The organism is Paraburkholderia caffeinilytica, from assembly GCF_046030355.1.
Classification (GTDB): domain Bacteria; phylum Pseudomonadota; class Gammaproteobacteria; order Burkholderiales; family Burkholderiaceae; genus Paraburkholderia; species Paraburkholderia caffeinilytica_B.
The window spans coordinates 41,839-63,956 of record NZ_JAQQCQ010000005.1 but is presented as its reverse complement, the minus strand read 5'-3'; the positions used below and the strand labels follow the sequence as shown (position 1 = coordinate 63,956).

At 61.2% G+C, this 22,118-nt stretch carries 17 protein-coding genes; 6 read left to right on the top strand and 11 right to left on the bottom strand.

Features of this window, described 5'->3' with window-relative positions:
- Positions 1-80 precede the first annotated feature (80 nt).
- The 3 genes from PQQ95_RS09430 to PQQ95_RS09420 form a co-directional block, all read right to left on the bottom strand.
- Positions 81-803, bottom strand: coding sequence for a PepSY-associated TM helix domain-containing protein (locus PQQ95_RS09430; protein WP_408437099.1), 723 nt, complete (start codon positions 801-803; stop codon positions 81-83).
- Complete coding sequence (locus PQQ95_RS09425) at positions 800-1,483, bottom strand: Fe2+-dependent dioxygenase (RefSeq protein ID WP_408437098.1); 684 nt, start codon at positions 1,481-1,483, stop codon at positions 800-802. Before PQQ95_RS09425 ends, PQQ95_RS09430 begins: the two co-directional genes overlap by 4 nt.
- A gap of 77 nt (positions 1,484-1,560) precedes the next feature.
- Positions 1,561-3,750, bottom strand: coding sequence for a TonB-dependent receptor (locus PQQ95_RS09420; protein ID WP_408437096.1), 2,190 nt, complete (start codon positions 3,748-3,750; stop codon positions 1,561-1,563).
- Between the two features lie 591 nt (positions 3,751-4,341).
- Between PQQ95_RS09420 and PQQ95_RS09415 the strand changes: the two genes are divergently transcribed.
- Positions 4,342-5,337, top strand: a complete 996-nt coding sequence (locus PQQ95_RS09415; RefSeq protein ID WP_408437094.1) for an aldo/keto reductase — start codon at positions 4,342-4,344, stop codon at positions 5,335-5,337.
- A 64-nt stretch (positions 5,338-5,401) separates the two neighbouring features.
- Here PQQ95_RS09415 and PQQ95_RS09410 read toward each other — a convergent pair whose 3' ends face one another.
- From PQQ95_RS09410 to PQQ95_RS09390, 5 genes are all read right to left on the bottom strand, one after another.
- Positions 5,402-5,971 carry a YbhB/YbcL family Raf kinase inhibitor-like protein gene (locus PQQ95_RS09410; protein WP_408437093.1) on the bottom strand — a complete coding sequence of 190 codons (570 nt, stop codon included), beginning with the start codon at positions 5,969-5,971 and terminating at the stop codon, positions 5,402-5,404.
- Between the two features lie 141 nt (positions 5,972-6,112).
- The gene (locus PQQ95_RS09405; RefSeq protein ID WP_408437091.1) at positions 6,113-6,913 is read right to left on the bottom strand and encodes an ROK family protein; all 801 of its coding nucleotides are present in this window, start codon (positions 6,911-6,913) and stop codon (positions 6,113-6,115) included.
- Positions 6,914-6,948: 35 nt separating this feature from the next.
- Entirely contained in the window at positions 6,949-8,541 is a 1,593-nt protein-coding gene (zwf, locus tag PQQ95_RS09400; protein ID WP_408437090.1) for a glucose-6-phosphate dehydrogenase, read from the bottom strand.
- A 156-nt stretch (positions 8,542-8,697) separates the two neighbouring features.
- On the bottom strand, positions 8,698-11,505 hold the full coding sequence (locus PQQ95_RS09395; RefSeq protein WP_408437088.1) for an MGH1-like glycoside hydrolase domain-containing protein: 2,808 nt from the start codon (positions 11,503-11,505) through the stop codon (positions 8,698-8,700).
- Positions 11,506-11,556: 51 nt separating this feature from the next.
- The gene (locus PQQ95_RS09390; protein ID WP_408437086.1) at positions 11,557-13,650 is read right to left on the bottom strand and encodes an amylo-alpha-1,6-glucosidase; all 2,094 of its coding nucleotides are present in this window, start codon (positions 13,648-13,650) and stop codon (positions 11,557-11,559) included.
- Positions 13,651-13,861: 211 nt separating this feature from the next.
- Between PQQ95_RS09390 and PQQ95_RS09385 the strand changes: the two genes are divergently transcribed.
- The 4 genes from PQQ95_RS09385 to PQQ95_RS09370 all read left to right on the top strand — a co-directional run bounded on the left by PQQ95_RS09385 (position 13,862) and on the right by PQQ95_RS09370 (position 17,642).
- Positions 13,862-14,176: a hypothetical protein gene (locus PQQ95_RS09385; RefSeq protein ID WP_408437084.1), complete on the top strand. Its 315-nt coding sequence runs from the start codon at positions 13,862-13,864 to the stop codon at positions 14,174-14,176.
- A gap of 62 nt (positions 14,177-14,238) precedes the next feature.
- Complete coding sequence (locus tag PQQ95_RS09380; protein WP_408437082.1) at positions 14,239-16,395, top strand: phosphocholine-specific phospholipase C; 2,157 nt, start codon at positions 14,239-14,241, stop codon at positions 16,393-16,395.
- A 508-nt stretch (positions 16,396-16,903) separates the two neighbouring features.
- Positions 16,904-17,299 carry a hypothetical protein gene (locus PQQ95_RS09375; RefSeq protein WP_408437081.1) on the top strand — a complete coding sequence of 132 codons (396 nt, stop codon included), beginning with the start codon at positions 16,904-16,906 and terminating at the stop codon, positions 17,297-17,299.
- Between the two features lie 76 nt (positions 17,300-17,375).
- Positions 17,376-17,642, top strand: coding sequence for a cupin domain-containing protein (locus PQQ95_RS09370; protein ID WP_408437080.1), 267 nt, complete (start codon positions 17,376-17,378; stop codon positions 17,640-17,642).
- A gap of 55 nt (positions 17,643-17,697) precedes the next feature.
- On the opposite strand, the gene PQQ95_RS09365 is transcribed toward PQQ95_RS09370, so the two are convergent.
- Positions 17,698-18,813 carry a succinylglutamate desuccinylase/aspartoacylase family protein gene (locus PQQ95_RS09365; protein ID WP_408437078.1) on the bottom strand — a complete coding sequence of 372 codons (1,116 nt, stop codon included), beginning with the start codon at positions 18,811-18,813 and terminating at the stop codon, positions 17,698-17,700.
- A 39-nt stretch (positions 18,814-18,852) separates the two neighbouring features.
- Entirely contained in the window at positions 18,853-19,620 is a 768-nt protein-coding gene (locus PQQ95_RS09360; protein WP_408437077.1) for a transporter substrate-binding domain-containing protein, read from the bottom strand.
- Positions 19,621-19,743: 123 nt separating this feature from the next.
- Here PQQ95_RS09360 and PQQ95_RS09355 point away from each other — a divergent pair, with 123 nt between their 5' ends.
- Positions 19,744-20,664: a LysR substrate-binding domain-containing protein gene (locus tag PQQ95_RS09355; protein WP_408437075.1), complete on the top strand. Its 921-nt coding sequence runs from the start codon at positions 19,744-19,746 to the stop codon at positions 20,662-20,664.
- Between the two features lie 148 nt (positions 20,665-20,812).
- On the opposite strand, the gene lysA is transcribed toward PQQ95_RS09355, so the two are convergent.
- A complete protein-coding gene (gene lysA, locus PQQ95_RS09350; RefSeq protein WP_408437073.1) occupies positions 20,813-22,081 on the bottom strand; it encodes a diaminopimelate decarboxylase in 1,269 nt (422 codons plus the stop codon).
- Positions 22,082-22,118: the final 37 nt, after the last annotated feature.

Sequence of the window (22,118 nt, the reverse complement as noted above, 5' to 3'; positions counted from 1 at the left end):
CCCGACGTGACGTCTACGTTGCGGCGGCCGCAGGCGTTATCTGGCGCGGCGCTTCGAACGCGCCTGGCCCGCTGCGTTCTTTAAATCAACCCCATGCACACCGCAGCAATGATCGACCCCATCACCAGCACGGCGCCGACGGTTTTGCGTTTGTTCAACTCCGTCCAAAGCAGCACGCCGGTGAGCGACAGCAGAATGATGCTGCCCGCCAGCGTATCGATCAGCAGCACCCAGCCGACGCTCAGGCCGACGCCCTTGTGCAGATTCGTCAACGTCGCGAGAAACGAGTTCTCACTGCGCTTGACGGTCACATAGCCATTGCCGACCCAATACTCAGCGGCGGTGTTTTCGTGCGGTGACGCGAAGTTGAGCTGCCAGTGCTCCGGCTGGATCATGCTGCGCTCCCCCCACGCGACCGGATGCGCCGGTTCTTTCTGCGCGCGCCCCGGGTTGCCGGCCAGTTTCAGTTCCTGCTTGAGCCACTTGCCCAGCTCGCGCGGCGTTTGCGGCGCCGGTTGCGGCAACGGCACCTGCACGACCGACACCTGCGGCTCGCCGGTCGACACTTTGAGCGGCCCCCCGCGATGGTTCAGCAGAAAGCCCGTGGTGCCGAACAGCAGACCGAGCGCAGCGCCCCACAAACCGATCCAGCCGTGCACTTTGCGCAGCCATTTGACGAAGGTGGCGCGGCGCGAGCGCTGCTGCCGTGCTTTCTGATCGTCGCGATCGAGCCGCTGCGGTTCGACGGTCCCGGCGTCGATGGCCGCAGCCGGCCGGTGTTCAATAGCCTCAGGTACGCTCACGTTTCGCTCCAGGTGCGCAACAGGTTGTGATAGCACCCGACGAGGCTGCGGCGCGCGGCATCGTCGGCATGCGTGGCGTTCAGACGTTGAATCGCCGTGTCCATATCGAATAGCAGCGCGCGCTGCGTATCGCTGCGCACGAGGCTTTGCACCCAGAAGAAGCTGGCGAGGCGCGCACCGCGCGTGACCGGCGTGACCTGATGCAGACTGGTGGCGGGATAGACAATCATGTCGCCCGCCGGCAGCTTGACCTGTTGCACGCCATAGGTGTCTTCGACAACGAGTTCGCCGCCGTCGTATTCATCGGGTTCGGAGAGGAACAGCGTCACCGACACATCCGTGCGCAGCTTCACGCCGTTGGGCAGCACGCGCACCGCGCCGTCCACATGGCTGCCGAACTGCATGCCGCCTTCGTACCGATTGAAGAGCGGCGGATAAACCTGGTTCGGCAACGCCGCGCTAATGAAAAGCGGGTTGCGCTCGATCGACGCAACAATCACATCGCCGAGTTCACGCGCGATCGGTGAATGCTCGGCGATCTGCTGGTTGCGTTTGACCGGTGCGCCCTGATAACCGGCGGTCGCGCGGCCGTCGACCCATGCGTCGCCGGCGCTGTCGAGCCGCTCGCGCACAAAGCGCAACTGCTCGGCGTTCAGTACATTCGGAATGTGCAGCAGCATCTTGAGTTTCCTTGGCCCCGTTACGTCGGCCTGCTATTCGCGAGAACAGCAAGCCTACCGTATCAATGGGGCACGCTTCAGAACCGGTAGTCGAACGTCGCCAGCAGCGTGCGTCCGATACCCGGCACAGAACGGCCACCGTCCGACTGGATGAGCGCGTCGTAGTACATTTTGTTGGTCAGGTTCAGCAGATTCAGCCGGACGTCGTATTTCTTCGCGTGATAAGCGGCGGTCGCATCCCAGCGCGTATAGCCCGGCACCTGCACGTAGTTCGTGTTCGACGCGTAGCGCGGCGACATATAGGTCGGGCCGCCGCCGATTTCCCAGTGCGGCGTGATCGCGTAAGTGGTCCAGAACGTCAGCGTGTTGCGCGGTGTGTTGGCCGGCGTATGCCCCTGGGTGCCGTCGAGCGCCTTCAGGACGATAGCGTCCATGTACGTATAGCCGCCGAACACTTGCCACTTGTCGGTGATGTGACCCGTCACGCCGGCCTGGAAGCCGTCGACGCGGATGTCGCCGTCGAGTTCATATTCGGTCGGCGAGACTTGCGTGCGGGCGTTGGTCATTTCCTCGCGGAAGAACGCGGACGTCACCGAGATATTGCCGCCCAGCAGATCCCACTTGCCGCCGACTTCATACGACTTGGTCGACTCCGGCGCGAGATTCTGCGTCAGGTTGGTCACGGTCAACGCTTCGAGTGACGGATCGAACGACGTGCCATACGACGCGTAATACGACTGCCAGTCGGTCGGCTGATAAATCACGCCGGCGCGAACGCTGGTGAAGAAGTTGGTTTGCGTCGCATAGCCCGGCAGGCTGACCGTGTTGTGGATCTGCGCCTGGAAGCGATCCCAACGCAAACCGCCGATCACCTTCCAATGCTGGCCAAGCGACAGCGTGTCGTTCACGTAAGCGCCAATTTCGTTCGAGCCAGAGTCGGCGCGGTTGCCGACCGTGGTGGTCACACCGGCAGGCGAAGACAGATACGCCGGGTTCACCATCGAAACAATCGGCAAGTTGTTACGCGTGTAGGCCTGATTCGAATAGCTGTCGTGACCCAGATCGACCCCGGCAATCAATTCGTGCTTGATCGGCCCGGTGTCGAATTTGTACTGAAGCGACGTATCGTTGTACAGCGAGTGGTTTTCGATCACACGATCGTGGCTTTGCAACTTGATGAACAGTTGCGACGGCGACAGCGTCGTGAAATTGCCATTGGTCAGCGCGGTGCTGTTGGCAAACGGCCCCGTCAATACCGATTGCGGCGCGGTTTCGCGCGCGTCGGTCATCGAGTGCGAAAACTGCGTCTGGTTGGTCAGCGTGAGCTGGTCCGAGAACTTGTGTTTGATCGCGGCGGTGAACGTCTGCACGTCCTGGATTGTGCGGTCGGTGGTCAGACCGTAGAAGGTGTTCTTCGGCACCGGCGACGGGTGGCCGTTCAACGCCTGCACGCCGTAGTCAGGCATGTCGTAGTTGTGCTGGATCAGCGCGGAGATCGTGACTTCAGTCGGCGTGCCGATGCCGAAGCGCACTTCCGGCGCGATGCCGTAGTCCTTGTTCTTCATCTCGTCGCGCGTCGAACCGAGGCTCTGGCCGAATGCGTTCAGGCGAATCGCCGACGTGTCCGTCAGCTTATGGTTCACGTCGACAGTGCTGCGATAGCGGTCGTCGGTGCCGATCATGCCCGTCACTTCCGCCGAGTCATTCAGGTTCGCCTTCTTGCTGACCTGGTTGATCACGCCACCCGTCGAGCCACGGCCGAACAACATCGACGACGGACCGTACAGCACTTCGAGTTCTTCGAGATCGAAGGTGTCGCGATAGTACTGGTTGCGGTCGCGGAAGCCGTCCAGATAGATGTCGTTCTGCGCGGTGAAGCCGCGCAAGTTGATGTTATTACCGATCTGGCCGCCTTCGGCTCCGCCAATCGTCACGCCCGGCGCATTGCGCAGCGCGTCCTGGAACGAGGTGGCGCCTTGCGAGGCGAGCACAGCCCTGTTGATCACCGTCACGGTTTGCGGAATGTCGCGCAATGCGGTGGGCGTCTTGGCGCCGACCGTCGAGCGTTCTGCCTGGAAGTCCTGTTGTTCGGCTTGCGCCGCAACACCGATGGTCGGCAAGGTCGCATTGTCGGCAGTGGCCGACGGTGCGTTCTGGGCCGCCGGCTGCGATGCAGCCTGCGGCGCGGTTTGCGCGACAGCGGGTGTGGCGAATGGAACGGCAAAAGCTAGCGCTAACGCAGTCGCAAGCGGCGTGTGATTGAACATGGGAAATCCCGTCGGATGTGCGCTTGTCCGATCCGCATGCTCGACATGGAATCGGTGACAAAACCGCAATTGGCTGGCTGCCGGTCTCCTGCTAGGCGCGAGGACGACGGGATGGCTGGCTAGTGGTTAAATGAGAATCGATATCATTCCATAAGCATAAAAATGCATCCATCGCGGTGAAGCTTACCGGGTGTAATGAAATTGTTTCCAATTTTTACGAACGTATGGAATACGTAATTTTTGATAGCTCACCCCAAACAAAATATTACGAACTTGTAATGTTAAGCAGCCCGGCCTAGTCCGATTTTGAATATTTGTTAGATGAATATACGACCCAGCGTATGTCCCGAATAAGGGCGCCAACTTCTGTCAACTTTGAGCAGAGTTGACCCACATGACCTGGATGTCGCAGGTCGTCGATAGAGCTACGCGGCACTTACACAAATCAGTTGAGCGACACGCGAAGCTTTCTAAATACTAACGACCCACCGCCCTTGCGCTTGCCCGCGACCGAACACGAAATCACCACACCGTTTATCCTTTTTACAACACCGCCTACCGTAACTGTTCCGTCCATTTCCGGAGTTGACCATGGAATACCGCAAATTCGGCCGCACTGGCCTGACCGTTTCGCGCCTGTGTCTCGGGACGATGACCTTTGGCCTGCAGACTGAAGAAGATGTTTCACAGCGGATCCTCGACACGGCGGCGGACGCCGGCGTGAACTTCATCGACACCGCCAATGTTTATCCGCTCGGCGGCGGCGAGAGCATTGCCGGGCGCACGGAGGAAATCGTCGGACGGTGGCTGAAGGGTAAGCGCGACCGCTTCATTCTGGCGACGAAGGCGGTCGGCAAAATGGGCCCGTCGGCATGGGATCAAGGCGCGTCGCGCAAACATCTGCTGGATGCGATCGACGCATCGCTGCGGCGGCTCGGCACGGACTACGTGGACCTGTACCAACTCCATTCCGACGACGCGAACACGCCGCTCGATGAAACGCTGGAGGCGCTGGACGTGATCGTGCGATCCGGGAAGGCCCGGTATATCGGTGTGTCGAATTTTCTGGCGTACCGGCTGGCGCGGGCGCTGGGCCGCGCTGATGTGCTGCGCGTGGCGCGGTTTGTATCGGTGCAGCCGCGCTATAACCTGTTGTTCCGGCAAATCGAGCGGGAGTTGTTGCCGCTGGCGGCCGAAGAGCAATTAGCCGTAATGCCTTACAACCCGCTGGCGGGTGGCTTGTTGACGGGAAAGCATCGCGTGGATGCTGCGCCCGCATCCGGGCGGTTCACCGAAACCGTCGGCAAAGCGGGCGCCATGTATCAGGAGCGTTACTGGCATAAGCGCGAGTTCGAAACGATTGAAAAGTTGAAAGCGATCGCTACGCCGACGGGCGAGTCCTTGACTCGGGTTTCTCTGGCATGGGTGCTGGCGAATCCGCTGATTACGTCGGCGATTATCGGCGCCAGTCGCGCTGAGCAGTTGAGCGATACGCTGGCGGCCTCGGAGCTGGTGCTCGATGCACAGGTTAAGGCGCAGCTTGATGAGGTCAGTCAGGAATATCGTTGGGGCGATGCGGCCAGGTAGTTGGTACTGGGATGATGACGGCGGCGCCGGTTGCCTGGCGCCGCCGCCGTCAATGGCATAAAAATCACCGTCCGTATCGAAGCACCGTACTCGTCGCGGCCAGCACGTGATCCTTGACAGCCGCCTGCAACGCGTCGCGCGTCAATCCTGCCGGCAATGCGTCGGGTGCTAGATCAAGCGCATAAATCTGTACGACGTAGTGATGCGGAACGTCCCCGACCGGCGGGCACGGCCCGTAATATCCGGGGCCGCCGGTCCGGTTCGTTCCGGCCACACTACCGGCGGGCGGCGTAGCGCCCGCGCCGAGCCCGGTCGCCGACGGCGCGACGCCATATAACACCCAGTGCACAATGCCCAGCCCCTTCGCGCCGTCCGGATCGAAAATAGTAATGGCGTAACTCTTTGTGCCGGCAGGCGTGTTCCGCCATTGCAAGGCCGGCGACACGTTCCCGCCACCGCAATTATTCGCGCTTGCGGCGTGGCTAGAATCCAGCGTGCCGCCGTCGGCCATACCCGGCGACGACAGCGCAAATGCATCGGCCGCACGGGCACTCATTGCGGCAAAAGTCAGCACGGCACAGACGCTGACAAACAACAGACGTCGTGCAACGCCAGCGGTATCGCTTCGAATCATTGTTGGCTGCCCCGGGGATAAGTTAGCTAAGCGGAAAGAGGTCATGGCGCAACAAACACGCGTTACGGCCATGGATGGCAAACGTGTCGACCGGGCGCTTTATTCCGCCGACGCGCAACGAATCCATCCGCCAATCACGCCTCACTTGAATGGCCCCGTCCGCTCATTGGCCTCCGGCAACTGCCGCGTCTCGCGCAATGATTTTGGATGCCACAGCCGCGCGCCGCCTTCGATCCCCGCATCGTTCGATACGGTTGCGACGTTCGCGGGCAATTTGAACGTCAGCCGCGCCGCGTTGCCGCCGCCAATCCACAGCTTGTCGTAGTTCACCAGCGAATCGAGAATGCCGATTATCTTCTGGACCCGGCGATTCCAGCGCTTATTTCCAGCCTTCTCGCGTGCCGCGTCGCCGATGTACTCGTCGTACGCCACGCCCTTTTTGCTGACGGGATGATGTGCAAGCTCGAGGTGAGGCATCAACTCTCCGTCGCGAAACAGCGCCGTGCCCGCGCCCGTGCCGAGCGTCAGCACAAACTCGAGACCATGGCCTTCGATCGCGGCGAAACCCTGCATTTCCGCGTCGTTGATCATGCGCACCGGCAGACCGCCGAGGCGCTGCGCCAGCGAATCCGCAAGCGGAATGTCATGCCAGCCTTCCACGCCAAAGTGCGGCGCGGTCAGAATGCGATTGTTGCGCACCACACCCGGGAAACCGATCGACATCACCGTGGGCGGCTCCTTTTCGATGAGCGGCTCGACCAGCTTCGCCAACGCATCCACCAGTTGATCCGGCGTGCACGGATGCGGCGTCGGCACGCGCAAACGCTCGGTTTTCATCTGACCGTCCGCATCGATGATGGCGGCTTTCAAGCCGGTGCCGCCGACATCGATCGCCAGAATCCGCTCGGTGCTGCTTTTTACTTTCGTCTTACGTGTGGCCACGGTGTCCCCCGATTGTGTTGGTGCGCCTCATGGAATTACTTCTTTTCGATGGCATCCTGTTTCAAAGGCCGCCATGCATGGCCATTGCGCGCGAGCAGCGCGTCTGCTTCAGCAGGTCCTTCGCTGCCCGCCGCATAACCGTGCACGGGCATTGCGCCACCGGTTTTCGGGTGCAGCACGTCGTCCACCGCGGCCCAGCTCGTTTCAATGCTGTCGGCACGCTGGAACAGCGTCTCGTCGCCCAGCATGCAGTCGTACAGCAAAGTCTCGTAGCCAACATTCGCGCGTTCGGTGAAGAAGTCTGCGTAATCGAACGACGACTGGACCGCGCCGATCTGCATCACCGGCCCCGGCGTCTTCACGTTGAAATCGAAACTCGTGCCGTGGGCGGGATCGATGCGCAAGGTCAGCACGTTCGGCGTCAGCGCGTCGACTGGCGTGTCGCGGAACAGACGGAACGGCACCGGCTTCAGTTGCACCGAGATCTCCGTGCGGCGCGCGGCCAGCCGCTTGCCGGTGCGCAGATAGAACGGCACGCCCGCCCAGCGCCAGTTCTCCACGTATACGCGCGCGGCAGCGTAGGTTTCGGTCGTGCTGTCCGGTGCGACGTCCGGTTCCTCGCGATAGCCGACACCCGCTGGCCCCTTTTCGTATTGACCGAAGACGACGTCGTCGACGGTCAGCGGCTGGATCGCGTCGGAGAGGTCAGCTTTCTTGTCGCGCACGGCTTCGGCATCGAACGAATTGGGCGGTTCCATCGCGACCATGCCGAGCAACTGGAACAGGTGATTCGGCAGCATGTCGCGGAACGCGCCCGTCTGCTCGTAGAATTTACCGCGCCCCTCCACGCCGATCGTTTCGGCCGCGGTAATCTGCACGCTGTCGATATATTCGCGCCGCCAGATCGGTTCGAACAAGGCGTTCGCGAAGCGCACCGCGAGAATGCTCTGCACGGTGTCCTTACCGAGAAAGTGATCGATGCGATACACCTGCGACTCGTCTGCGTACGACAGAATGTGCGCATTCAGATCGCGCGCCGAGGCGAGATCGGTGCCGAATGGTTTCTCGATGACGATGCGGCGGAAGCCGCCCTCGCCTTCCTTCAGCAAGCCGGCTTTGCCGAGATGCTCGACGATCGGTTTGAAAAAGCGCGCGCTGACCGCCAGGTAAAAAATCACGTTGCCACCCGGCGATTGATCGAGCTTTTGCTTGAGCTTTGCGAACGTGTCGTCGGCTTCGAACTCGCCGCTCATGTATTCGAGCCGTTGCGCGACCCAGTCCCACGCTTTGTCGTCGAGCTTGCCGGCGTGGAAGGTACTGGCTTTGTCGGCGGCGAACTGTTGCAGCGACGTGTGCAAGTCTTCGCGCCATTCGCTCGTCTCGCGCTCGCCGTGATTCACGCCGATGATCTTCATGCCGTCGTCGAGCAGGCCGTCCACTGCGAGGTTGTACAGCGCGGGCATCAGCAGCCGTTTGGTCAGGTCCCCGCCCGCGCCGAAGATCACCAGCGTGCAAGGCGGCGCAGGCCGTTTACCGGCCGGCGACGAGGGCGCCGCATGCGGCCCCGCGCTGACTTTGCAACTGGGTTCGTGACTGGCGGGAGTTGGGGTGTTCGGAGTAGTCGACATGGGATTCGCTTAAGGAAGCCAATGAAACGGACGTGGCGGTACATGAAAGACCACGCTTGAACCCACACAGTTCAAAAACAACGACGCAACCTGCCCGATACGCACGCTGTATGGGTTATGTAACCTCGCGCGCGGCTCGGTTGCCGGCCGCCGCTGCTACTTGGTCACCGCCGTTACCAGCGCCGGCGCAGGTTCGGGGGCGGCCTCGGGCGATGATGCGGACGCAGGCGCCGAAGTCGACGTTGGCATCGGCGTCCGGTCCGGCTCGCCTGCCAGCGGCACATTGCCGGATGCGCCCATCGCCCTCGGTTGCAGCAGGAGCGCCACCAGCCCGCTCCAGCCGGTTTGATGCGACGCACCCACACCGCGCCCGTTGTCGCCATGGAAGTACTCATGGAACAGCACGAGATCACGCGAACGCGGGTCGGCCTGCAAAAGCGGATAAGCACCCATCACCGGACGTTCGCCGTTCTTGTCCTTCAGGAACAAGGTGGTTGCCCGGCGCGAGAGTTCGTCACCAATCTCGCTGAGCGAAAACTGCTGCCCCGAGCCGGTCGGATATTCGACGCGGAAACTGTCACCGTAGTAACGATGAAATTCGTATAGCGATTCGATCAGCAAATAGTTCACCGGCATCCATATGGGCCCGCGCCAGTTCGAATTTCCGCCGAACACGCGTGTGTCGGATTCGGCCGGCAGGTATTTGACGGTGACGCTGGTGCCGTTGTAGTTGAACTCGAACGGATGCTCGCGATGGAATCGCGACAGCGCTCGCACGCCGTGATCGGAGAGGAATTCGCTTTCGTCGAGCGCCCGGCGCAGCAATGCTTTCATCCGATGCCCGCGCAGCAGCGACAGCAGCAAAGCATTGCCCTTGCCGGGCTCGTTCCAGCGTGAAACCAGTTTCGCCAGATCGGGGCGATGTTCGAGGAACCAGACGAGCCGCTCGCGCAGACCCGGTAAATGACCATGCAAACGTTCTTCGAGCACATGCACCGCGAAAAGCGGAATCAGGCCGACGATCGAGCGCAGGCGCATCGGAATATTGCTGCCGTCGGGCAGGCGCAGTTTGTCGTAGAAGAATTCGTCTTCGCTGTCCCATAGACCGGTATCGCAACCGTCGTCGCAACTCACCGCCTCGGCGATATACAGGAAGTGTTCGAAAAACTTCACACCGATATCGACGAACACGTGATTCGCATACGCCAGTTCGAGCGCGATGCGCATCAGGTCGAGCGCGTACGCGGCCATCCACGCGGTGCCGTCGGCCTGATCGATGTGACCGCCGGTCGGCAGCGGCGACGAACGGTCAAAGATACCGACGTTGTCCAGTCCGAGAAAACCGCCCTGAAAAATATTGTGGCCGTCCGCATCCTTGCGGTTCACCCACCACGTGAAATTCAGGAGGAGCTTGTGAAATACGAGTTCCAGAAAATCGCGATCCGCCTTGCCGGTCAGCGCGCGGTCGATCTCATAGACGCGCCACGCGGCCCACGCATGCACGGGCGGATTCGCATCGCCGAGCGCCCATTCGTAGGCGGGCAGTTGGCCGTTCGGATGCTGATAACGGTCCTTCACCAGTAGCAGCAATTGACGTTTGGCGAACGCCGGATCGATCAACGCGAACGCGGCTGCATGAAACGCCAGATCCCACGACGCGTACCACGGATATTCCCACTTGTCGGGCATCGACACGATGTCCGCGTTGCACAGATGCCGCCAGTCCGCATTGCGGCCGCGTTTGCGGGACTCCGGCGGCTTGGGTTGCAGCGGATCGCCTTCGAGCCAACGTTGCACGTCGTACTGGTAGTACTGCTTGGACCACAGCATGCCGGCCAGTGCCTGACGCTGCACGAGGCGCGCATCGGGGTCGGCGATCTCGTGCTGCAGCGCGCCATAGAATTCATCGGCCTCGGCGATACGACGAGCGAACACCGCATCGGCGTCGAGCGGCGCGCCATCGGGACTCGACTGCGGACGCCAGCGCATATACACCACGGCACGCCCGTGCGGGCCAAGATCAATCGACGCATGCGCGCCCGCCTTGGTGCCGGCGTTACGGCGAACCGCCTGTTCGTCGCCGTGGACGAGGTAGTCGTTGAAGCCGTCCTTGAACGGCCCCGCGCCGTCCATGTTGAACAGGCGCTTGACGTTGGTGTCGTTTTCGCAAAACAGCCACGCCATCTTCGGCACGTCTTTCGACCACGCTGTCACGACGATCGGCTCCTGACCATGCTGACGGCCGACCACATGCACTTCGCCGTCGTGGTCCAGACCGGCGACCAGCGAGGGCTTGTCCTTGTTCTCCTTCCACGACCACGAATTGCGCGCCCAGATCTGCGGCAGCACATCGAGCGAGGCAGCCTGGTCCGCGCGATTCTCGATGGTTACGCGCATCAGGATGTCGTCGGGCGCATGTTTCGCGTATTCGACCTGCACGTCGAAGTAGCGCAGATCGTCGAACACGCCGGTGTCGAGGATCTCGTATTCCGGCATGTCGCCGCCACGCCGCGCGTTTTCCTGTACCAGGTCGTCGTACGGAAAGGCGGCATGCGGATACTTGTAGAGCATCCGCATGTACGAATGCGTTGGCGTGCCGTCGACGTAGAAGTACAGCTCCTTCACGTCCTCGCCGTGATTGCCCTGCGCATTGGTGAGGCCGAACAGACGTTCCTTCAGGATCGGATCTTTGCGGTTCCATAGCGCGAGCGACACGCACCAGCTGAGTTTGTCGTCGCCGAAACCGGCGATGCCGTCTTCGCCCCAACGGTAAGCGCGGCTGCGTGCATGGTCGTGGGGGAAATTGTCCCAGGCGGTGCCGTCCGCGCTGTAATCCTCGCGCACCGTGCCCCACTGACGCTCGCTGAGATACGGCCCCCAGCGCTGCCAATGCGCGCAGTCGGCGGAGTGCAGGCGGGAACCTTCGATCGTGTCGAGCAGATTGGCAGCGCGCAGCGGTGGCATGACTACGTCCTTGCGTCGGGCCTGGCAGTGGGACTCACATCGTAGCGCGGTTTAAGCGGCGGTGGGCTCCAGCCGGGCAAGCAGGTTCTCGATGCGCAGCAACTCTCCCAGCGACCACGCCTGAAACGGCGTGCCGGCGGGTGTGTGCGGCGCGTCGCCGTCGGCGATTTCGGAGAGATGGTCGAGGCCGGCGTGATCGAGATGCGCGTACAGCGGGTCGAGAAAGCGCGCTTTGGCTTGTGCGCGGGCATTCGGCTCGGCGCCGTGAACCCGCAGCCATGCTTCGACGAATGGGCCTAGCAGCCATGGCCAGACCGTCCCTTGATGATAGGCGCCATCGCGCTCCAGCGGCGTGCCGCCGTAGTGACCGCGGTAGGCTGGATCGGACGGCGCGAGCGTTCTGAGGCCAAGCGGCGTGAGCAAGTGCGCTTCGACCTGATCGACCACCGCGCGCGCCGCCGCGCCTTCGAGTAGCGGAAACGGCAGGCCGCCTACCGCGAAGATCTGATTGGGGCGGATCGAGCGGTCCACTGCGTCCTTTACAAAATCCACGTCGACGTTATCGACGAGCGCTTGTGTCGATGGATCGGTAAAACGTTCATGAAACGCTTGCAGCGCACGCTCCGCGGATGGTTCCCATTGCCGATTCCATGTTGCTGCAATGCGCAATGCGTTGATCCAGAGTGCCTGCACTTCCACCGGTTTGCCCATGCGTGGCGTCACCACCCAGTCGCCTACTTTTGCATCCATCCACGTGAGTTGTACGCCGGGGACGCCGGCGCTGAGGAGGCCATCGTCCGCGGAAGCTTTGATGTTGAAGCGCGTGCCGTTCGTGTAGCCCGTGAGGATGATTTCGACGGCCTGCTGCAGACGCGTTCGCGTGTCGGCGTTCGCATGGTTCGTCGCCAGATAGTCGTGGACGGCGATGACGAACCATAACGATGCGTCGACGGAGTTGTATTCCGGGGTGTCGCCGTAATCGGGGAAGCGATTCGGCAGCATGCCTTCGGACAAGGTGCCCGACCATTCGAGCAGGATTGCTTCGGCTTCGGCGAGGCGGCCCGTTGCGATCAGCAAGCCACGCATGGCGATGAACGTGTCGCGGCCCCAATCGGTGAACCATGGAAAACCGGCGAGGATCGTGCGGCCTTCGTTACGCGCGACGACGTAGGCGTCGGCGGAACGTTGCAGGCGTGAGCCGAGTGCGCTGCGGCGCTGCTGTTCGATGCGCGCGAGTTCGGTTGCGTGGGCGGCGGCTGTCTGCGTGTCTGCCGATGCTGTTGCGTGGACGGCGATGCCAGGCGGCTCGGTGGCATAGGCTGCGACTGGCTGTGTGCCTGCCTGCGCCGATGCCGAAGATACTGATTCTGCAGGCTCTGAGGACGCTGAAGACGCCGCGGATACGCTCGACGCGCTAAGGATCATTACCGCTTCGCCCTCAGCGAGGTTGAAGCTGAACACGCCCGGCGTGGCGAGGTCTTCGCTGAAATCGAGGCCGCGCTCCCGCTCGCGAACGTAGCAGAAATTTCGATACCAATCGGGCGCATGCGTGTAGACGCCATTGGTCGCCGCATTGATAACCGGTAGATCGCCGTAGGGTTGCCAGCTCACGCAGGCCTGGTCATCGCTTATCCGCGCGTTGAAGTTGAACGCAGGGTTTTCGTGGTGCAACGCGTGATAGTCGCGGCCGGACAGCAAGGGCCTGACTTTCAGATCGAACGCGCCCGTACCAGAAGCTGCTCCTCGCCCCTCCAACCGCCAACATAAAACCGTTTCGCGCGTCGCCTTGCTGACGAACGCTTCCGCGATCAGCGTTACATGCGGATTGAGTTGCAAACGCCATGTCGGCCACGGGTCGGTGTCGAACGCGAGAAGACTCGACGTCAGGTCCGGATAGATCACATCCGGCACATACCGCTGCATGCTCAATGGATAACGCTGACCCTCCGCTTCAAGCCACGCTTCGATGCCGTTGACCAGCACCACGCGGCCGCCCGGCGCGCGCGTGGCGGTAAGCAGCAACGCGTGATAGCGGCGCGTGCGCAGCGTGCCGACGGTGCCCGACGCGAAACCGCCGAAGCCGTCAGCCTCGAGCCATTCGTCTTCGAGACGCGTCATGTCGAAAGGTCTGTCGATGTGTGTCATGCACTTGCCGATGTTATGCAAACCGCAAATCTTTCGGTGTGCCTGGACTTCAGGCGCGTGGCGTTAGCGTGACCATTCTCCGGCTTATCGCTTTCCATTCCCTTTCGATTGACTCACGCGAATTGTTAAGTTTCGTCCACTCGCAAACGTTTCACAATTATTTCTCGAAAGGAATGGAGACTGCATCCGCCGCCACCCACGGACTGCAAACATGAGAACAGACACCCGCCTCGCCAGCGTCGTTTTTGTTGCACTCACAACTTTCGCGTTGAACGGTTGCGGCGCCGATGACTCCACCTCGGCCTCAGCATCTTCATCGCCAACCGCCGCTAATAACACTGCCGCGCAAAGCGGCACGCTAGCCCCCGCGGCTGCAATGCTCAACGCATCAGCGCCACTCGCAGCCGTCCCTACCGCCGCGTCCGACATCGTCATCCAGAACATGCAGGCCAGCCTCGCTGCCGACAACCAGCAAGTCACGCCCGTGATGCATTACGCACCGGGCGACACCGCCAATAGCAATTGATCCGCTTCCACCGGCACGCGCGAGACGTGCTATTTTTCCCCACCCGCAGAAGGTGATATTCGATGACATCAAATAGCCGTCGCCGTTTCCTGCAGACCGTTGCTTCATCCGCCGGCGCTGCTGCCGCGCTGACCGCGCTGCCCGAGTCCATTCGCAATGCACTTGCCGTGCCCGCATTTTCGCGCACCGGCACGATCCGCGATGTCGAGCACATCGTCGTGTTCATGCAGGAGAACCGTTCGTTCGACCACTACCTCGGCCATCTGCGCGGCGTACGTGGCTACAACGACCGCTTCCCGATTCCGCTGCCGGGCGGCAAGCCCGTGTGGTATCAACCGTCGAAGGCAGACGCGACCCAACCCGTGCTGCCGTTCCATCTGAACACGGCGACGACCAGCGCGCAATGCGTCGGCGATCTTGACCATAGCTGGTACAAGACGCATGCCGCGATCGACGGCGGCCGCTACGACCAGTGGCCCGCGAACAAGACCGACATGACGATGGGCTATCACCTGCGCAGCGACATTCCGTTTCACTACGCGCTGGCCGATGCGTTCACCGTGTGCGACGCCTACTTCTGCTCGCTGCCGGGACCGACGCACCCGAACCGTTCGTATCTGATGACCGGCATGGTCGATCCGACCGGCACGCTGGGCGGCCCGCTGCTCGACAACAACGATTTCGTGGATGGCGACGGTCCGCCGAACTACCAGTTGCTCTCGTGGACCACGTACCCGGAACGCCTGCAAGCCGCGGGTATTTCGTGGCAGGTGTATCAGCAGGGTCTGACCGGCGCCGATCCGTTGAACGGCAACTACGGCACCAACATCCTGCAGAACTTCACGAACTTCATCAACGCGCAGCCGGGTTCGCCGTTGTATGAGCGTGCGCAAACCGTGCGGACGATCGACGACCTGAAGGCCGACGTGCTGGCCAACAAGCTGCCGCAAGTGTCGTGGTTGTGCCCGCCGGCCGCGTACTCCGAGCACCCGAGCTATACGCCCGCATACGGCGCGGAATACACGTCGCAGATCCTCGATGCGTTGACATCGAATCCCGAGGTGTGGAGCAAGACCGTACTGTTCATCATGTACGACGAGAACGACGGCTTCTTCGATCACGTCGTGCCGCCGCAACCGGCGACGACGCCGGCACAAGGGCAGTCGACGGTCAGCACCGATGGCGAGATTCACAACGTGGTGAATCCGGCGCGCGGCGGCAGCTACACCGCGGACGGCTTGCCGTACGGCCTCGGTCCGCGCGTGCCGATGACGATCGTGTCGCCATGGAGCAAGGGCGGTTTCGTGTGCTCACAGGTGTTCGATCACACGTCGGTGATTCGTTTCATCGAGACGCGCTTTGGTGTGTATGAGCCGAATATCACGCAATGGCGCCGTGCGGTATGCGGCGACCTGACGACGGCGTTCGATTTCCGCACGCCGGACTCGAAGGTGCCGCCGCTGCCGGACACGAGCAACTACAAGAGCATCGCCGACAACCAATGCGCGACGCAGCCAAAGCCGACTGTGCCCACAACGCCGGGTGCGATCGATCCGCAGGAACGCGGCATTCGTTTCGCACGCGCGTTGCCCTATGAGTTGCACGTGAACGGTCACGCGGATGTGAAAAAGAACACGTTCGAGATCGAGATCGCCAATAGCGGCGACCAGGGCGCGCATTTCTACGTGTATTCGACGAATCGCACGGATGGTCCGTGGCGTTATACCGTCGAGGCGGGTAAGTCGCTTCGTGAGACGTTCGATCTGACGTCGACGAACGGGGTGTATGCGTTCGAAGTGTTTGGGCCGAATGGTTTCGTGCGCAAGTTTGCAGGGAATACGCAGCAGGCGACGGTGCAAACGGCGCAGGCAGTGTCGGGCGGACATGGCAACGGCAAGCCCGCACAGCCGGAAATCAAGGTGCAATACGATGTGGCGAACGGCAATGTGTTTTTGAAGTTCAGCAACAAGGGCGGAGGGATTGCGCGGTTGACGGTGACCGACAACGCGTATGGGGCACGGACGCGTCCGGTGCTGGTGCCGGCAGACGCGCATATCGAAGAGGCTTGGGTGCTGGCATCGAGCCATCGCTGGTATGACTTGACGGTGACGAGCAATGACGATGCTAGCTTCTCGCGTCGTTTGGCTGGACACGTTGAGAATGGGCGGCCGAGTATTAGTGATCCGGCGGCTGTGGCGCCGGTGTTGGTGGTGAATTAAGGATTGGTGGTTGTGGATTGGCTTCGGTTGGGTGGCCGGTTTTTTGCGGCGCTTGACCGAGGCTGGTTGTGGGGCTGTTGCTAGGCATGGATGGCGCGTGGCAGGGGCTGGGCTTCGATTGGGTGACCAAGCTAACGAAGCGCTTGATCGAAGCTCGGCCGCTTGACGCTATCGCGGCGAAGAAAAATTAGAACGGTCTTAGGCCGAATGGCTAAAGCTGGATAGTTAGCTTAGCAAAGTGAATTTTAAGAAAGCGGCGCGCTTATACTTCCACGGTCGTCAAAACAAAGGCGATCGGGTTTGAGAGCCCGTGTGTCCCAATCGCACTGCCCTGCTGCACGGGTGTGTGCGATTGCTTACCGCATCATTGTTCAATGGGCGGGGGTGGCGAGGGAGTCGCAAGACTCGCCGGTCTGCTGGGACACCGGTCTCTCAACCTCGTTACGTGCCCGCCCACCCGTTTGCAGCGAGTGCCGGGCGATTTCGAGAATCAACCGGAAATCGCGCCATGAGCAAACCTGCTGAAGCAGCATTAATGAACCCGCGCCTGTCGGTGAGGCCCGCTGAATATAAGCGTCTGGCAGGCGAGGTGCTGGAAGCAACCCGCACGTATGTGGAACGGCTCTCATCGCTGGCTATGCTGGCGAGGACACTGCGCAGAGGTATCGAAATGAACCATTGCGACCGTCGCGACCAGATGTTGCTTGCGGAGTTGCTGGAACGTACGGCGCATCAGTACGAAACCGAAGCGAACATCGAGCGAGGAAAGATGTCCGTCGTGATGGCCGATGCGAAGGAAGCAGAATCGAACGCGATGCGGCGCAGGAAAGGGATGGGTGAATCAGTGGCGCCGCGCACGAGAATGCGCAGGAAGGTCGACACTGGCGTGACAGCGTCGGCATAACACACGGCTGCGCTCTGCACGGATTGGCGAATAGGGTTACAGTGAATCTCCGCAACTGCTTGCCGATGGAAATGCCATGGAACGCGAAACATTCACTGAAAGCCTGACGAAAGACGGTTTCCCTGAGGCCGTCGTTGTGACGCGGGAAGCAAACGTCGAGATGGATGTCCATGAACATTCATTCGAAGCGAAAGCATTGATTCTGGAAGGGGAGTTGCACATCCGCGTGGGCGACACCGAGCAGGCATATAAAGTCGGCGACGTCTTCCACTTGCCCGCGAACAAACCGCATGCGGAGCGTTACGGTCCGAACGGTGTGACGTATCTGGTGGGAAGGAAGTAGGGGGCAACGCGCCTGCTTAGCGTTAGCGCTACGCCCCCGTCAAAAGCAGAAAAACTCAAGCCCCCAACAAAACCCCAGTCCGAAACGCTCGGGCGCCCGTCACCCGCCCCAACGGCGCCCCAGCCGTCACAAACCGAATCGCCCGGCGCATATAAAACACGCCCTCGGTATTGCTAACAAGCGTCGTAGTCTCATCAGTCAACGGATCGACGATATCGAACAAAGCCTGCCCGACTCGAATCAAATCCCCGATCTTCGCCCGATGAATCAGAATCCCGCTAACAGGTGCATAAAACTGCTCGCTCCCGGCAAGCGGCGTCGCGGGCGTCAGCAACTCGGGCAAAGGCTTCACATCGAGTTTGATCGCCTTGCGCCAGACCAGGTAATCAATCAACGCGTCAGCATCCTCCTGCGCGACTTCATAAGAAACATCCCGCTGCCCACGGCACTCCACCGTCACAGCAATCGCCCCATTGGGTACCGGCTTATCCGCAGGCATTTCCTGCTGCAGCTTCCACCACAACAAGCTATGCGTCTCGTCAAACGCCTCGCCGCCCGAGTTAGTAGCAAGCAACGAAGCCTGCGCGCCCAAATACCGTGACAAAGGTTCAAACTCCGGCCACGCCGCCTCACTGGTGTAGAGATGCATCGCCGCCTCCAGCGAGCAATGCAGATCGATCACCACATCCGCGTCAAAGGAAAGCTTCAGCATAGCCAATTGCAGCGACTCGAACTCAGTCAACGGCTTCTGTTCCGCCAACTCCGCAGCGATCAGCTCACGAACAATCCGGCGATTCTCCGAAGCATCAGAACCCAACGCCTCCTTAGCCCGCGCCACCAGCTTCGGAAACTGCAGGAAGTGTCGGTTGAAGTTCTTGCCACTGCCCAAATCGAAGCGCCCAATAAACTGACCGAGCACATACTGCCCAAGCCCAACCGGATTCGCCACCGGCACCAGCACAATCTCCGCGTTCAGCGCGCCCTGCTTCTCCAGTTCGATCAATCGACGTTTGAGCAAAACCGTCGTCAACATCGCCGGCGTTTCATCAGCGTGCAAGGAAGACTGGATGTAAATCTTCTGTCCGCTATCCGCAGGACCAAAATGGAACGACACCAGTTCGCGGTGCGTGCCGATAGCCGGCGACAGAAGCGGAATCGATTGCTTGTTCATGGGGGCAAGAAGTCTGGAGAAGAATAGGAAATAGGAAAATCAGTTACCGTACGGATCAAAGTCGAAGTACTTCTTCGCGATCTGCGCGTACGTACCGTCCTTGCGCATCGAAGCAATCGCCTCGTTAATGGATGCCTGTACCGCGGTCTCATCCTTGCGCAAACCGATGCCCACGCCACGGTCACCCATCGAAAGCGGCTCGCCGACAAACGCAAATCCCTTCCCTGCCGGCGTCCGCAAGAAACCGTAGTCGGCTTCGACGGAGCCGAGCAACGCGCCGTCAAGACGGCCGTTCTGCAAGTCGGCGAACACCTCGTCCTGACTCTTGTACGCGACCACATGCACGCCAAGCGGCGCCCAATTCTTCAGCGCGTATCCCTCGAACTGCGTCCCTGACTGAACGCCGATCTGCTTGCCGGCCAACGCATTCGTGCCGCCCGCGAGCGCCGAACCTTGCCGCGCGATCAGCCGCGATTTGAACTGAAACAGCTTCGACGAAAACAGGATCTGTTGCTCGCGCTTCTCGGTGATCGCCATCGACGACAGGATCGCGTCGATCTTACGCGCCTGCAGCGCGGGAATCATCCCCGAGAACTCGAGTTCGACCCACTGGCAATGCGCATGGATGCGCCGGCAGATTTCGTTGCCGAGGTCGACGTCGAAACCTTTGAAGCTGCCGTCAGGCGCTTTGGAGTCCATTGGCGGATAGGTCGGATCGATACCGAGGCGCAGCGTGGCGGGGTCGGCGGCAAACGCACTGCTGCTGAAAGCCAGCGCGGCACTCAAGATCATCAGCGAAATTTTCATGGGAGGCGGGTGTGAGTTGGGCGGATTGCTACAGGGTACAGGGCCATCCTATGCCGTTGTCGCGCCTCAAAGAAGTCCCGAAAGTAATATCATGATCACTTTTACCGATCACAGAGATTCTTCATGGCGCTGACGATCTCCCAGCTGCGCGCGTTCACCGCTGTGGCCGAGCACGGCAGCATCCGCGCGGCGTCGCGGGCGCTCGGCATCGCCCAGAGCGGCATCACGCAGCAGTTGCAGAACCTCGAGTCGATGCTGGGCGCGACGTTATTCACCCGCACGAACCGCGGCATCGCGCTGACCGCGCTCGGCCAGCGGCTCCTGCAGCGCGCCGGCGCGATTCTCGGCGAATGCGAGCGCGCCGAACAGGAGGTGCAGCAACTGCGCGGCGACTACGCGGGCGAGGTCACGTTCGGCATGACCACCGAACCGCTCATCGACGCTTTCGCGCCGGTGCTGATGGAATTTCGCGCGCGCTTCGAACGGGTCGCGGTGCATTTGCGCACCGGCACCTCGCGCATGATGATTTCGTGGATTCGCGAAGGCACGCTCGATTTCGCGGTCGCACTCGTGTCGAAGCACACCGACACGGCCGATCTGTCCGTCACGCCGCTCTATCCGTCCGATCCCGTGATTGTCTGCCGTCGGGGTCATCCGAAAGCCGGTGCGACCTCGCTGGCCGAGCTTGCTGATTGCACGTGGGTGGCCACGCGCTCGCCGAATCTCACCGACGACCCGCAAATCAACCGCCTGAGTCATCTGTTGGAGAGCCATGGCCGGCCCCCGCCGAAAATCCTCGCGACGGTGGAAGGCCTGTACGAAACGCTGCATCTGGTTAGCGCGACGGATTGTCTGTCGCTGGAGTCGTCGATCGTCGTGAAGCGCGGGCCGTTTGCGAGCACGCTTACGTCGATCAATGTGCGCGAGCGCGCGATCGAACAGAACGTGTGCCTGCTGCAACGCGCGGCCATTCCCGTCACACCGGCCGCGCAGGAACTCGCGACGATGATCGCGTCGTACACGCGCACGGTGCGAGCGCGGTAAGCGCCGGAAGGGGCACAAGGAGCCCAACGAGGGCTCCTTTAGCGTCGAACATGCATTCACAATGCACAACGCTTGCGGCGGGTATGCGTTGCCGGTATTGCCGGTTGGGCGCACCGCCGAGGGTTCGCAGCGGCCACGCTCGGCAGAATCAATTTAGCGTTTCGAGCGCGATCAACTCAGCAATGGTTTGCCGACGCCGGATCAACCTCGGCCTGCCGTTCTCGAGCAACACCTCAGGCGCCAGCGGCCGGCTGTTGTAGTTCGATGACATCGACGCCCCATACGCCCCCGCGTCGTGAAACACGATGAAGTCCCCCACTTCCGGCGCCGGCATCGCGCGACTCATGACGACGCCGCCCGCCGCCTGCGTGAACACATCGCCCGCCTCGCACAACGGCCCGGCTACCGCGAAAGCGCCATCCGGCGCTTCGCTCGGCATGCCATTGCTTTTCACCACCGTCATCTCATGATGGCTGCCGTAAAACGACGGCCTCACCAGATCATTGAAACCCGCATCCACCAAGGCGAACTGCCGGTTCGGCCGCCGGTTCAGCGCGTGCACCTCGGCAACCAGCACACCCGCTTCCGCAACCAGAAAGCGCCCCGGCTCGATTTCGAGTCTCACGCGATGTCCAAGATGCGCCTCGATCTGCTTGCGCGCCGCGTCCCAAAGGCGGAAATAATGCTCGACGTCGATCCGCGGCTCGCCTTCGCTATAAGGCACCGATAAACCGCCGCCAGCCGAAATCGCTTCGATATCGTGGCCCAAGCCTTGCACGGTTTCGACCATCGCATCGCACACGCGCGATAGATGCGCGTAGTCGACGCCGGAGCCGATATGCATGTGCAACCCGACCAACTTCAAGCCATAACGCCGCACCATGGCGATTGCGAGCGGCACATCGTCGAGCCAGATACCGTGCTTGCTGTGCTCGCCACCCGTGTTGGTCTTGTTGCTGTGTCCATGCCCGAAACCGGGGTTGATTCGCAGCCGTACACGATGACCTTCGGGTGCATGCTGTCCAATACGTTCCAGCATATCGAGCGATCCGGCGTTGACCGTGATGCGATGCTCGAGCACGGCGGCCAGCGTCGCGTGATCGACGAGATCCGCCGTAAAAACCACACCTTCGGGATCGCCATCCGGCGTAAAGCCCGCCGCGAGACTGCGCGCGATTTCGCCCAAAGACACTGCATCGACCATCGCTCCTTCGTCGCGCATCAGTTTCAGGATGTGCACGTTCGAACAGGCCTTCTGCGCATAGCGGATCACGTCGAAGCTGCGTAATTCGGCGATACGTTGGCGGATCACGTCGGCGTCGTAGACCCAAAGGGGCGTGCCGTGCTGACGCGCGAGTTCGACGAGTTGCGGTGAATTGAATGAGGTCACGGTTGGCTGCGCTCTATATCGAAGCATGAATGAGCAACATGATGCTGAAAACCACTCATTCAGT